Source organism: Rhizobium sp. BK591, assembly GCF_014195045.1.
Lineage (GTDB): Bacteria > Pseudomonadota > Alphaproteobacteria > Rhizobiales > Rhizobiaceae > Rhizobium > Rhizobium anhuiense.
In genome coordinates this window covers 58990-71783 of the sequence record NZ_JACIAZ010000005.1, presented here as the reverse complement: position 1 = coordinate 71783, position 12794 = coordinate 58990, and the positions used below count along the sequence as shown (strand labels likewise).

General features: G+C 60.1%; 17 protein-coding genes. 15 read left to right on the top strand and 2 right to left on the bottom strand.

Features of this window, described 5'->3' with window-relative positions:
• Positions 1–22: 22 nt before the first annotated feature.
• Positions 23–310 (top strand): hypothetical protein, encoded by a 288-nt coding sequence (locus FHX10_RS22340; RefSeq protein ID WP_184390317.1) that lies wholly within the window; start codon positions 23–25, stop codon positions 308–310.
• Complete coding sequence (locus FHX10_RS22335; protein ID WP_184390314.1) at positions 307–1218, top strand: transcription termination/antitermination NusG family protein; 912 nt, start codon at positions 307–309, stop codon at positions 1216–1218. Before FHX10_RS22340 ends, FHX10_RS22335 begins: the two co-directional genes overlap by 4 nt.
• 333 nt (positions 1219–1551) lie before the next feature.
• On the opposite strand, the gene FHX10_RS22330 is transcribed toward FHX10_RS22335, so the two are convergent.
• Both FHX10_RS22330 and FHX10_RS35235 read right to left on the bottom strand, forming a co-directional pair.
• Positions 1552–1845, bottom strand: a complete 294-nt coding sequence (locus FHX10_RS22330; RefSeq protein WP_184390312.1) for a hypothetical protein — start codon at positions 1843–1845, stop codon at positions 1552–1554.
• A gap of 243 nt (positions 1846–2088) precedes the next feature.
• Positions 2089–2415 carry a hypothetical protein gene (locus tag FHX10_RS35235; protein ID WP_246781252.1) on the bottom strand — a complete coding sequence of 109 codons (327 nt, stop codon included), beginning with the start codon at positions 2413–2415 and terminating at the stop codon, positions 2089–2091.
• A gap of 130 nt (positions 2416–2545) precedes the next feature.
• On the opposite strand from FHX10_RS35235, the gene FHX10_RS22320 reads away from it, so the two are divergent.
• The 13 genes from FHX10_RS22320 to FHX10_RS22260 all read left to right on the top strand — a co-directional run bounded on the left by FHX10_RS22320 (position 2546) and on the right by FHX10_RS22260 (position 12785).
• Positions 2546–2848: a hypothetical protein gene (locus FHX10_RS22320; RefSeq protein ID WP_184390310.1), complete on the top strand. Its 303-nt coding sequence runs from the start codon at positions 2546–2548 to the stop codon at positions 2846–2848.
• Position 2849: 1 nt separating this feature from the next.
• Positions 2850–3032: a hypothetical protein gene (locus FHX10_RS22315; RefSeq protein ID WP_184390416.1), complete on the top strand. Its 183-nt coding sequence runs from the start codon at positions 2850–2852 to the stop codon at positions 3030–3032.
• Positions 2977–3615 carry a putative metallopeptidase gene (locus FHX10_RS35230; RefSeq protein ID WP_246781251.1) on the top strand — a complete coding sequence of 213 codons (639 nt, stop codon included), beginning with the start codon at positions 2977–2979 and terminating at the stop codon, positions 3613–3615. The genes FHX10_RS22315 and FHX10_RS35230 overlap by 56 nt, the downstream gene beginning before the upstream one ends.
• Positions 3616–3638: 23 nt before the next feature.
• Positions 3639–4115, top strand: a complete 477-nt coding sequence (locus FHX10_RS22305) for a DUF2280 domain-containing protein (RefSeq protein ID WP_184390306.1) — start codon at positions 3639–3641, stop codon at positions 4113–4115.
• Positions 4081–5655, top strand: coding sequence for a terminase (locus FHX10_RS22300; protein WP_184390304.1), 1575 nt, complete (start codon positions 4081–4083; stop codon positions 5653–5655). Before FHX10_RS22305 ends, FHX10_RS22300 begins: the two co-directional genes overlap by 35 nt.
• The gene (locus FHX10_RS22295) at positions 5655–7778 is read left to right on the top strand and encodes a hypothetical protein (protein ID WP_184390302.1); all 2124 of its coding nucleotides are present in this window, start codon (positions 5655–5657) and stop codon (positions 7776–7778) included. The genes FHX10_RS22300 and FHX10_RS22295 overlap by 1 nt, the downstream gene beginning before the upstream one ends.
• Positions 7779–7820: 42 nt before the next feature.
• A complete protein-coding gene (locus tag FHX10_RS22290) occupies positions 7821–8633 on the top strand; it encodes a hypothetical protein (protein ID WP_184390301.1) in 813 nt (270 codons plus the stop codon).
• A complete protein-coding gene (locus tag FHX10_RS22285; protein WP_184390299.1) occupies positions 8633–8899 on the top strand; it encodes a hypothetical protein in 267 nt (88 codons plus the stop codon). Before FHX10_RS22290 ends, FHX10_RS22285 begins: the two co-directional genes overlap by 1 nt.
• Positions 8896–9207, top strand: a complete 312-nt coding sequence (locus FHX10_RS22280; RefSeq protein WP_184390297.1) for a hypothetical protein — start codon at positions 8896–8898, stop codon at positions 9205–9207. Before FHX10_RS22285 ends, FHX10_RS22280 begins: the two co-directional genes overlap by 4 nt.
• Positions 9208–9242: 35 nt before the next feature.
• On the top strand, positions 9243–10349 hold the full coding sequence (locus FHX10_RS22275) for a hypothetical protein (RefSeq protein ID WP_184390294.1): 1107 nt from the start codon (positions 9243–9245) through the stop codon (positions 10347–10349).
• Positions 10350–10366: 17 nt separating this feature from the next.
• Positions 10367–11341: a phage major capsid protein gene (locus FHX10_RS22270; RefSeq protein ID WP_184390291.1), complete on the top strand. Its 975-nt coding sequence runs from the start codon at positions 10367–10369 to the stop codon at positions 11339–11341.
• A 21-nt stretch (positions 11342–11362) separates the two neighbouring features.
• On the top strand, positions 11363–12148 hold the full coding sequence (locus tag FHX10_RS22265) for a hypothetical protein (RefSeq protein WP_184390288.1): 786 nt from the start codon (positions 11363–11365) through the stop codon (positions 12146–12148).
• A gap of 73 nt (positions 12149–12221) precedes the next feature.
• A complete protein-coding gene (locus FHX10_RS22260; protein ID WP_184390285.1) occupies positions 12222–12785 on the top strand; it encodes a hypothetical protein in 564 nt (187 codons plus the stop codon).
• The last annotated feature ends 9 nt before the right edge of the window (positions 12786–12794 follow it).

The window sequence follows — 12794 nt, the reverse complement described above, 5'->3', positions numbered from 1 at the left end:
TCCGCGATCTAACAGACGCCGCATGACCATCAAGGAACGGCAAGAGCGTGAAGCCCACGACCGGGAGAACCCATGGAGGCCGATGAACACCGCACCGCGCGGAACCGGCCTCATCTGCGACCTGCTGTTCGACGACATGATGGGGCACTACCCCGCTTCTGGCCTGCAGTTCTTTCTCGATGCCGACGGCACTTGGTACCAGATCATTCCCGAGCGGAAAATTCACTTCGCCCAGCCAATCAACTGGCGCCCATCCTACGTCCACGTGACGCCGGAGCGCCGCAATCTGATCAAGAAGAGGGCCGCATGAACGAGAAAATTAATATTTCCGGCCAACCGTTCGAATTCGAGAACGTCGACAGCTGGGGCCGTGGTGTTCGATTTGGTTTCGTCGTTGCGGTTTCCGACGGAAAGGGCGGAAAGAAGGCCTGGGGTGACCAGATATTCCAATCTCAACCCGCCGCGGTATCAACGGCGCAAGCGTGCGTAAGGCCGCCTTACGAGATCCTGCCGGCGAGGGAAATCGTCCACTTCGGTACCAACCCGCAGTCACACTCGTATCGTCGCTCGATCCTCATCAACGACCCGATCGGCGACCCGGCCGTCCGCTGGTATGCGATCCGCGTAGCGCCCGGCTATCAGCGTATGGCGAAGGCGATCGAGGGGGCACCCGAAGACCGGCGGGGCGAGAGCATCATCGAGCGCAATCTCCGCAACGAGGGCATCGACGTCTTCATGCCAGCGTTCTGGAAGGAGATCCGCAAGCACCGTAGCCGGAAGCTTTTCGAGCGCCGACTGCCACTCCTGGTCGGGTATGCATTCATCCGCCGCGATCCCGGCGACGGCTTTGACAGAGTTCGTCAGGTTGACGGCGTCGGGGGTATAGTTTCCGTGGGCCGCGACGGTGGGCCGATCGCCTTCACTGAGGCGGACATGCAGGCGCTTATGCTATCGGGTTTCGACAAACAGCAGGCTTATCGCTTTGCCAAGGCCAGCGCGACTGAAGAGGCTCGGCATAAGCGCCGCAAGCATCTGAATACTCAGCTCGGTCGCCTTTTGCCTCGTGGCCGAGGCCGCACGGTATCGCTGCGCTATCACGCCGAAAACACGCTCGACCAACTGAACGAAAAGCTGAAGGCCCATGTCCTGGGGATAATGGAGCTGCTGGATGGCTTGGAAGACGACACGAACCTTGATGAATATCGCGAAGCAGTATAGATATCCTGCAGTTCTCCGGGACGCCTGTTGCGATCCACATGCCAAGCGCTGTGCAATCTGCCGGTCCCTTAATTTGGCGCTAGCCGCCGCGTAGGGAGGACTGCATCCAAAATCCAGGCTTGCTGCCGGAGACCAGCCGGAACCCTGAGGCCCACTTTATACCAGGGGAAGCCGACGCGCTCCGAATATCAAGCGATAGCGAAGCGTTGTTCCGGTTGCCGAGAAGGGTGACACGACGCCGAGCCCGTCGGCCAGCCGGGAGGGTAGCCCGGCGATTTCAGTGAAGTAAGAGTGGGCAGTCAAGGTGAACGGCATAGCTGCTAGGGACGCAATTTAGTCGCCAAAATTTATCGCGAAGGCAAGGCCGCCTCGGGCGTCAATGTCCTCAATTTTCTGGACATCGCCAGGGCTCTTAAGTTTGCCATCGAGTGCTGCCAGAATGTACCCGAGGTTGACGAGCAGGTTGCCGCCCTTTTCCCCGTATTCAGTCTCAACCACATGGCCGTCGCCGTAGGTCCACGTCTGCTTGCCGATTGGAATACGATCATACCGCTGAAGCTTGAACTTGCAGGCGTTCTTGGCCCATTTCTTGAAATCTGCCGCTGTCTCAAATCTATGCGTTTCCATGTTCAACTCCATGCTTCTAGCTAAGCGTTAAAGGGAACTCTCCGCACCCCATTCTGGTGAAGCTCAATGGTCGCCTCAGCACGATCGTCCCTCAAGTAGTGGACGAGACTCATCTTGTCGCTCATGTCGATTTGGTCCCTTGGTTGAAACGAGATCTTGCAGAAAAATCGACGTTGCGGAAGTCCGCTTCACCACCCGCCCGGTTCGCTGTTGCGGGTTTTCTCGTCGGCTCGATCAGAGCGACTATTGCACCGATGCGGCCCTGCCGCCGCATCTCGACCCGTCGGCAGCAGTATCCTCTTCGGTTGGGCAGTTTCCGGAATATGGCTGCTGACCGCCTTGGGCCGGACCGCCGCCGTTGTATTCCTTCATGACGCTGCCTATGCGCCGGCCATCGGCATAGATCCTCGTATTCTGAGATTGCGGGTTGAACGGTTGGGCGATGTGGATCGCCTTGTTCGCTTCCATCGCGTTCCCGGCCCCGAAGGTGATCGTGTCCCGATGGTTCATGTAATCGGCGCACCCCGACAGAGCGACCGCCGTCACGCAGGAAATGAGCAGCTTGTTCATTGAAGTCCCCACAACTTACATCAATGAAACTCACAATTGCATCTTTGTCAAAAGATGCTGAGAAGCAATCTTTTCTCAGCAGCCGAGAAATGCTCAGGCCCCACCGCCCCCAATCAAACGGAGAATGACCATGTACAATGCCACAACCACAGCAGGAAATTACCTTGGACAAGCCGTCCAAGGAATAGCCCTCGACGAGCCGAGCGCAATCAACGCCGCGTCTTACGCTCTCGAAGAGGCCAGAAGCCTGGCGATCCGCGTCGAGGACATGGTCAACCGCCTGTGTGGTGCCACTCCTCAGCCTGTTGGCCAGACCGATCAAGGAAAGGCTGTCTCCATACTCAGCGGCCTTCGCCAAGATGCAGGACGGACCGTCGACATGATCCGCAACGCCCAGGGCCAGCTCAACCGCCTCGAACGCGAGGTGATGTGACATGTCGGCCTCGTTGGCCTCCGCGAAGAACATCCCGCTGAACGAAATCCCAACGCTGCACAGCGCCGGCAAGGTATCGCAGCCCATCTTCATCACCACCCATCCAGCCGATCAGAAGGCAGGAGACAATGACAGCATCAAGATCACCAAGGCCGCAGCCGCCCTCAAACCTGTTCGACGTTGAACGGCTGGGCGCGTTCGTTCCGGCGCCCGATCTGGCAGAATGGATAGAGGCAACCTTCCTCGATGAAGCGTCGCCGGTGTTCAACCCAGACCACGAACATCTGGCCCACGCGGAGATTGGGTATCTCTGGACAGCCGTTGAGAACAGCCGCAAAGGCAAGCGTGTCGTAGGTCAGTGTGAGATCGGAAAGCCTCAGGGCGCCATGGGCAAATGGTCCCGTGCTCGCGCGGAGCTTCAGGTGATCGAATGGTTTGGGACAGTTCCGGATTTCATCATCACACTCGATGCGGAGTACTGCCGACACTGCGGTGACGCTGAGTTCTTGGCGCTCCTGGAACACGAGTTGTATCATGCTGCCCAAGAGCGCGATGCATTCGGCGCGCCCAAGTTTAACAAGATGACCGGCCTTCCGGTCTTCACCATCCAAGGGCACGACGTAGAACAGTTCATTGGTGTCGTCCGCCGGTATGGGGCGGATGCGTCCGGTGTTCGGGAATTGGTGGATGCAGCCCGCCGGCCGCCAGCGGTCGCCCGCGCTTTCATCGACCATGCATGCGGCACATGCAATCTGCGTGTCGCTTAGACCTGATGGCTTCCTGATAAACCATGCCAAAATCGAAGCTCACGGTTGAACAGCAAACCTATGTCGTGCAGGCGCTTGCATGCTTTGACACTCCCTCTGTCGTCGCTGCGGCGATCAAGAGGGACTTGGGCATCACGTTAACGCCGCAGTCGATCGAGGCCTATGACCCGAATAAGAGGGCTGGGCGTAATCTGGCCGTCCGCTGGAAGTCTCTGTTCGAGGAGACGCGGAAGACGTTTCTGGAAGATACGAGCAAGATCGCGATCAGCCATCGTGCCGTCCGTCTCCGCGCTCTGCAGCGCATGGCCGACAAGGCTGAAGACCGGGGCAACTTGGTCCTCGCCTCATCGTTGTTGAAGCAGGCTGCGGAGGAATCTGGAGGTGTCTACACAAACCGCCGCGAACTCGCTGGGAAGCTTGAACACGGCGTGACCGGCGAGGTGTCGCAGCTGCTGGAAGCTATCAATGGCAAAACCCGCGGACTTCCAAACGGCGGTTGATCAGTTCTCGGACTGGCGCTGGCGTCTTAATAATCTCTATTGGATCACGGACAAGGAAGGCAAACGAGTGCGGTTCGAAATGAACTGGGCTCAGATGACCTTCTTTGAGCAGATGCACTATCTCAACGTGCTGCTGAAAGCTCGCCAGCTCGGGCTGACCACGTTCATTCAGATCTTCATGCTCGATGCCTGCGTATTCAACCGGGATATCCGCGCCGGCACCATCGCGCACACCCTGGGCGACGCTCAGACCATCTTCCGGGACAAGGTGAAATACCCTTACGATAACTTGCCCGAGGGCATTCGGAATGCCGTCCCGATCATAAGGGACAACCAGACGGAACTGCTGCTCGCAAACAATTCGAGCATCCGCGTCGGCACGTCTCTCCGATCGGGCACGCTGCAGTACCTGCATATCTCGGAATACGGAAAGCTCTGCGCGAAGTATCCGGAGAAGGCGAGGGAAGTCAGAACCGGCGCGCTCAACACCGTGCAGGCCGGCCAACTGGTGTTTATCGAAAGCACTGCCGAGGGGCAGGAAGGTCATTTCTACAATCTGTGCGAAGATGCTCAGATCAAGCAGCGCCAGGTCTCGTCGCTGACGTCTTTGGATTTCAAGTTCCATTTCTTTCCATGGTGGAAAGAGCCACTGTATTCGATCGCGCCCGAGGGCGTCATCATCACTGCAGCGTTCGCGAAGTACTTCCGCTCCTTGGCTGATCAGGGCATCGAACTGACGGACGGCCAAAAGGCCTGGTACGTAAAGAAAGCGGAAACGCAGCTCGGGGACATGAAACGCGAATATCCGTCGTCACCGGCGGAAGCGTTCGAGGCGAGCGTCGAGGGTGCCTACTACGCCGATCAGATGGCCGTCGCCGACGCTGAAGAACGGATTGGCATCTTCCCGCATGTGCCTGGCTATCCAGTCCACACGATATCCGACATCGGCATGGATGACACGAATAGCGTCTGGCTGTTCCAGGTGCTCCCAAGCCGCGTGCGGATGATCGGCTATTTCGAGCACACCGGCACCGGCATGGACGGCATGCTCGACGAGCTGGAGCGCCGCGCTGAAGAGCACGGCTATGTCTACGGCGTCCACAACATGCCGCACGATATCAAGGTGCGGGAATGGACCAGAGGGGGCATGACCCGCATCGAGATCATGCTGAAGGACGTCAAGGCTCGAAACCTCGGCACGGTTCGCAAGGTTGAGCGCGCCTATGTCCACGACCGGATCAACGGTACGCGGCGGATCCTGGGCAAGGTCGAGTTCGACCAGGCGGGGTGCGCTCAGGGCGTCAAGTGCCTGAGGAACTACCGGAAAGAGTGGGACGAGGATCTTGGCGTGTTCCGAGATGAGCCGCTGCACAACTGGGCTTCGCACGGCGCCGACGCTTTCGGCGGCCTCGCTATCATCTTCACCGGCCTGGCGGCCGAACCATTGAAGCCAGAACCAAAGCGGCTGCCGACGTTCCAGACCATGACCTTCAACGACTTCGTCAACTCCACACCGACATTTGATAGCGAGCGCGTTTGATGAATAGCACGACAGGGCTGGCATCGCTGGAGGCTGACGACCCGTGGGATCTCGCGAAGGTCGGACAGAAGTGGCAGGGCGAACTTGAACGCGCTGAGCGCTATTTCAAATCCTGGATCGATCGCTGCACGAAGATTGAGAAGATCTACCTGCAGCAGTCCGGGCAGGACAGCACCAGCAACAGCAGTGCCAAGCGAAAGTTCCCCATGCTGTGGGCGAACACTTCGGTATTGCAGCCGGCCGTCTATGCCCGGGTGCCGCAGCCGGTCGTCGAGCGCCGCTTCAAGGACGCTCAGCCGGTGGCGCGGATGGCGTCCGAGCTTGTGGAGCGCAACCTTGCCTTCACTGCGGACGATGCCGATCTCGATTCCGTCATGCGGGCAGTACGGGACGACTTCCTGCTCTGCGCCCGCGGCACAGTGTGGCTGCGCTACGAAGCCGATTTCGAACCGCTCGACATGGGCGTCGAGCCTTCCGATCCGCCAGCGGAAGAAGGGTTTCTAAGTGGCGGCATGGGCGATAATGGTGGGCCTGCTCCTGAGCAGATCACCGACGAACGTGTGTGCGTCGACTACGTGCACTGGTCGGATTTCCTGCACTCGCCAGCGCGGCGCTGGAAAGATGTCACCTGGGTGGCGCGCCGCGTCCCGATGACAGATGAGGAGTTTGACAAGCGGTTTCCGGAAGGGCGGACCAGCCTGAATGCCGATGGTCAGGGCTCCCGACAAGGTGCAAACCAGACCGAACGCGCTCAGAACGAGGGCAAGATCAACGTTATTGAAATCTGGTGCAAGAGCGAAAACTACACCGTCTGGATCGCGGAAGGCGCGCCGGTTGCGCTTGAGGTATCCGAGCCGCCGCTGAAGCTCAATGGCTTCTGGCCTTGCCCACGTCCGGCATTCGGTACCTTGTCGACGAGCTCGCTAATTCCAGTCCCGGATTACGTCTATTACCAGGGCCAGTGCGACGAGATCGACGTTCTCACCAAGCGCATCAACAAGCTGACAGATCAGCTCCGGCTGAAGGTGTTCTATCCATCGGGTGACGGTTCGGTATCGCCTGCGATCGAAAAGGCCATGCGACCCGACAACGACACGGTGATGGTCCCGATCCCGGAATGGGCTGCCTTTACCGACAAGGGCGGTTCGAACGCCATCGTCACCCTGCCGATCGATCAGGTACAGAAGGTCATCGTTGCCTGCATCGAGGTGCGCAAGCAGCTTGTCGAGGACGTCTACCAGATCACCGGCATCTCCGACATCGTCCGGGGCGACACGCAAGCCTCGGAGACGGCGACGGCGCAGCGCATCAAAAGCCAATGGGGGTCTATCCGCATCCGTGATCGCCAGGCTGAGTTGGCACGGTTTGCGCGCGACATCGTCAACCTTGCCGGCGAGATCATCTGCGACCAGTTCCAGCCGGAAACGCTGATGCTCGTCAGCGGCATCCAGCTTCCGACCGCAGCGCAGAAGCAGCAGGTCCAGATGCAGATGCAACAGCAGCAGATGATGGCCCAGCAGGCAGCGCAGCGCGCTCAGCAGATGGGCCAGCCCGCACCGCCGCCGCAACCGCCTCAGTTGCCGCCTGAAATCCAGAAGATGATGGAGCAGCCGACGATCGATGAAGTCGTGCAGCTGCTGCGCAATGACAGCGTGCGCGGCTTCCGGATCGACATCGAGACGGATTCGACGATCGAGCCCGACGAGGATGCTGAGAAGCAGCGCCGCATGGAATTCGTCCAGATGGTCGGAGGCTTCATGCAACAGGCCGGGGCGATAGCGCAGCAGACTCCGATGCTCGTGCCTGTCATGGTCGAGACATTGCTGTTCGCCGCTCGCGGCTTCAGGGCAGGGCGTCAGCTCGAAAACACACTGGAGCAGGTCGGCGCGCAACTCTCGCAGTCCGCGACCGCTCCGAAGGAACCTCCCGAGCCAACGCCGCAGGACATGATCAATCTGAAGACGGCACAGGTGAAGGCAGGCGCCGAAGAGACGAAGGCCAAGCTTGGGGTTGCTACGGCGCAGATCGAGCATCAGACCACGGTGGAGCAGGCCCGCGCCGACATGGCGAAGAGCGCGATGCAGCAGTTCCAGCAACCGCAGCAGCCCGTCTATCAGCAGTAAACGTTTTTCCTGTTTTCTTTCGTCAACCAAAGGAAATCGCATATGTATGCACGTAGATGGGGCGACCACGATCGCCACTTCGGCCCGTTCCTGTTCGCCCGTGACCGCCGCTACAAGCACCTGGCACTCCTCATCAGCTCGGGCAGTGTCGATGATGACGAAGACGGCTGTTTCCTTCGGTTCAGCTGCTACGGCTTCACAGTCATCGTCAGCCTGCCTCAGATCATCCGGCCCCATTCGGAGTGGGTTGACCTGAGTGACCGAGACTGGGCCACGCCACGGCAGGACGGACGGAAGGGCTACACGCAGACGGACGAGCGTGTCTTCGGCCTCTCGTACAGCGAAGGCTTCCTGCAGTTTAAGCTTGGCCGCTCGACCGGCGACAGCACCACGGACCGCACAAAGGGCTACTTTCTGCCGTGGACGCAGTGGCGCTATGTTCGCAAGTCGTGGTTTGGGCTCGATGGTGAGCACCTTCGCACCGACTGGGAAAGCTCCGATATGGAGACGCGCCGCAACGCCTGGCAGGTGCAGCGTGAATTCGAGGACGCTATGCCGAAGGCTGTTTTCGCCTTCAAAGATTTCGACGGAGAGGAATTGACCGCCACCACACATCTTGAAGAGATGGAATGGCGGTTCGGTACCGGCTGCTTCAAATGGCTATCTCTCTTCCGGCGCCGTCGGATTCGTCGATCGCTTGATATCCAGTTCAGCGGCGAGACCGGGCGGCGCAAAGGTTCGTGGAAGGGCGGCACGGTCGGGCATGCGATCGAGATGAAGAAGACCGAACTGCATGAGGCTGCTTTCCGCCGCTACTGTTCCGAGAATAAGATGACGTTCGTCGGGGTGGCATAATGGCAAAGTTTCGCAAGAAGCCGGTTGTGATCGAGGCCCTTCAGTTCAATGGCAGCAACTTCTTCGAAGTCCTGCGGTTTATCGGACGGTCGCAGGAGATCGTCGATAACGAGATGCTTCATACGACAGACCATCCCGTTATCCCCACGCTCGAAGGCGAAATGACAGCGCGACCGGGTGATTGGATCATCAAGGGCGTGAAGGGCGAGTTCTATCCCTGCAAGCCAGATATCTTCGAAGCCACTTATGAGGCAGTTGAGCCATGAGAGAGCGCTATTGCCGAACCTGCGGCGGCTGGCACCAACTCGACAAATGGCCGTACAACTGCATGCCGGTGCAGAACCCTGCACAGTCGGATCTGCCGGCGCCTCATTTCATCAGCGACGCCATCGATATCCAGTCGATGCATGACGGAAGGCATTACACCTCGAAAGCCAAGCTGCGCTCCGCCTACCGGGCGGCCGGCGTGGTCGAGATCGGCAACGAAAAGCCGCAGCCGATCGAGAAGCCGAAAACGGACCGCAAGGCGATCCGGGACGAACTGCGGCGCGTTCACGCCGAATACAACGCCTGAACGGGCATCAATCCCCGAAATAGGAACCACCCAACATGGAAGACTTGATTAACGACGCCGGCAACGGCAGCGAAGACCTCGGCACGTCCACCGAAAAGCCATTAAGTATCCGCGACAGCCTTAAAGCCGCGCTCGACAGCACCGAAACGGCAACGACATCCGTTGGCAGTGACCGACAGCGCGATGAGCATGGACGCTTCGCCCCGAAGGATGGGGACAAGGGCGTAACCGCTCCAGCAGCACAGCAGGCCGCCGCAGCAGCGCCGAAGCCCGGCGATGCACCGGCAGCCGCCAACGCCGCTCCGGCGGCCGCACAGGCGGCGGCTCCTGCCGCAGCACAGCCAGCAGAGCAGCAGCCGGCCGCAACGACGCACCGTGTTCCCCCAGGCTGGTCGCCTGAGGCAAAGGCGCAGTTCGCAACCCTGCCGCCGGAAGTGCAGGCCGCCGTCGCCAAGCGAGAGCAGGAGGTCGACAACGGCTTCCGCGTCCTTCAGGACTATAAGGGCCTCGAGGAATTCACGCCGCTTGTGAAGAACGCCGGCATCACCCATGCCGACGTCATGCGCAAGGCGATCGACTGGGAACAGTCGCTCATCCGCGACCCGGTCAACACCGTTATTCACGTCGCCAAGATGGCAGGGGTAAACCTCTCCGCCCTCGTCAATGGCCAGACGGATCAGATCCTGCAGCGCCAGCCGCAGCAGGCCCAGCAACAGCCGCGCCCTCAGCCCGTCAATGTCGAGGCCACGGTTGAACAGGTACTTCGGAAGCGAGACACTGAAACTCAGGTCAATGCCTTCATTTCCGACCCAGCGAATGTGCACGCCGAAGCAGTTCTCGACGACATGGTCGCCCTTATCAGCGCGGGGCGAGCATCGAGCCTAAAGGACGCCTACGACGCGGCATGTTGGATGCGTCCTGATATTCGCCAGCAGCTGATCAGCCAGGCTGCGCCGACGGTGAACACAGTCCAGGACCAGAATTCCCAGAGGGCAGCAGCGGCAGATCAAGCCCGCCGCGCCTCGCGATCGATCTCCGGCTCTTCCGCGCCTGGGCCAACCCAGGGCGCCGGTGCCGGCCAACCAACTTCAATCCGCGAATCCCTCCGCAGCGCATTGCACGCCGCGAATGGTCGCGTTTGACCAAAGGACCATGATCAATGCCCATTTCGCCCAACCTCTCTGAAATCGTGACCACCACGCTGCGCAACCGGAGCGGCACGGTCGCCGACGACGTGACGAAGAACAACGGTCTTCTCTCTCGTCTGAACAGCCGCGGCCGCAAGAAGCCCGTCTCGGGCGGCCGCACCATCGTCCAGGAACTGCAATACCAGGAAAACAGCACCTTCAAGCGCTATTCCGGCTACGAGATCCTGAACGTCCAGCCCTCTGATGTCATCACCGCTGCCGAATACGATTACAAGCAGGCAGCCGTTGCCGTCTCGATGTCCGGTCTGGAACAGTTGCAGAATTCCGGCGAAGATGCCGTTCTGGATCTGCTTGAGCAGCGCATCGAGAATGCCGAAAGCACGCTGAAGAACAACATCGCCCTCGATTGCTATTCCGATGGCACGGCGGACGGCGGTAAGCAGATCGGCGGCCTGCAGCTGTTGATCTCAACCACGCCGACCTCGGGCACCGTAGGCGGCATCAGCCGGGCGACGTGGGGTTTCTGGCGTAATCAGAAGTTCTCGGCCTCGGCGGATGGCGGCGCCGCGGCATCGACCGCAAACATCCAGTCGTACATGAACCGGCTCTATATGAGCTGTGTTCGCGGTCCCGATGCACCTGATCTTGTCGTCGCCGACAACAACTTCTTCCGCCTCTACTGGGAATCGCTGCAGGCGATCCAGCGCATCACCTCGGCGGACAAGGGCATGGCCGGCTTCCAGTCGCTGCAGTACATGGGCGCCGACGTGATCTTCGACGGCGGCTTCGGCGGCGGTGCGCCTCTCAACCAGATGTTCTTCCTGAACACCAAGTACCTGTTTTACCGCCCGCACCGCGACCGCGACATGGCTCCGATCGGCGACGAGCGCATGAACACCAACCAGGACGCCTTCGTGCAGCTGATGGGCTTCGCCGGCAACCTCACCATGAACAACGCCTTCCTGCAGGGCGTGTTGTTCGCCTAAGTCGAGAAAGGATCAACTTCCATGACTATCGCAACATCTCAGATCGATCGTCTTGGCGCGAATCCGTTCGTCGTCGAAGGCCCGATCGTCGCCGGCTCGGGTATCCCGGGTCCGAACTTTGCCCTTGGCTCCGTTTCCGGCGGAACCAAGGAATCCGAGTGGGTCTATTGCCAGCTCGTGCTGGCGTCGCAGACGACCCTTCAGCCCGGCCAATGGTTCCAGTGGACCAAGGACTATGTCGCATCGCTGCTGACCACGGCCGCTGCTGTCGTCGGCCAGCGCTGCGGCGTCTTCTCCGGCGCTGCCCAGCCCCCGACGCTGACCGGCGGCCCGGTCGGCGCCATCACGCTTGCAGCAGGCACCTATTACATCTGGCTGCAGCGCAACGGACAGGCTCCGGCTCTCGTGACCACGGCAACGGCGGCTCTCGTCGTGGCTGAAACCACGGCGACCGCAGGCTTGGCAACTGCCCCGGCATCTCCGACGGCAACCACCAAGGCGATCCAGGGCGTCAACTTCGCGGCCGCCAACCAGACGTTCACGGCGACGACCGTCAACGGTTCAGCTGTGCTGACGGCGCTCGGGAGCGTCACCCCGGAAGGTGGGCCGTTCATCGGTGCTGCCATCTCCGGTACCGGCATTCCCGGTTCCACGACCATCAGCTCGATCACCTACAGCCCTTCTGGCGTGGTCCAGAGCATCACCATGTCCGCGAACGCCACGGCCAATGGCACTGGCATCACGGTCACGGCAACGGGCGTGCTCGAAGCAACGCTGATGCGTCCGTACCTGTCGAAGGTGAACTAAGCAGCGATCAACGGCGGGCGCTTCGGCGCCCGTTTTCCCCTTTCTCCACGCCATCAACAGCGAGACAATCACCATGACCGACAACAAGGGCGTCTACGCCTCCTTCAGCATCGAGCCCGTTGAACAGCCGTTCCTGACAGAACAGGAAGGACGGCCGATTTTCAAAGACACGGAATTCGTCACCATCTTCATTGCCGGCGACAAGCACACGGAAGTTCATCGCCTTGCGACAGAGCACGACAAAGATCGGTTTTCGGAGGCCTATAAGCGCTTCAAGGAAGGCGCGGCGGCGCGTGAGCAACTGATCGGCACGCCGCTGTCGCAATGGGTTTATCTGAAGCCCAGCCAGATCAAGGAGCTGGAGGCGATGAATGTCTACAGCGTCGAGCAGCTGGCCGCGCTTTCCGATACCGCCAAGCAGAAGATCGGTATGGGGGCGAACGAGCTCGTGGCGGCCGCCCAGGCTTTCCTCGCCACGGCCAAGGACGCCAGCGCCGCATCCGCATTCGCTGCTGAGAACGAACGCCTGAAGGACGACGTCACTCGCATGCAGCAGCAGATCGACGAAATGGGCAAGCGTTTTGAAGCGCTTGCAAAAGAACAGGGCGCCCCCGGCCGCCGCAATGCAGCCGCCTGAACCGGAGTT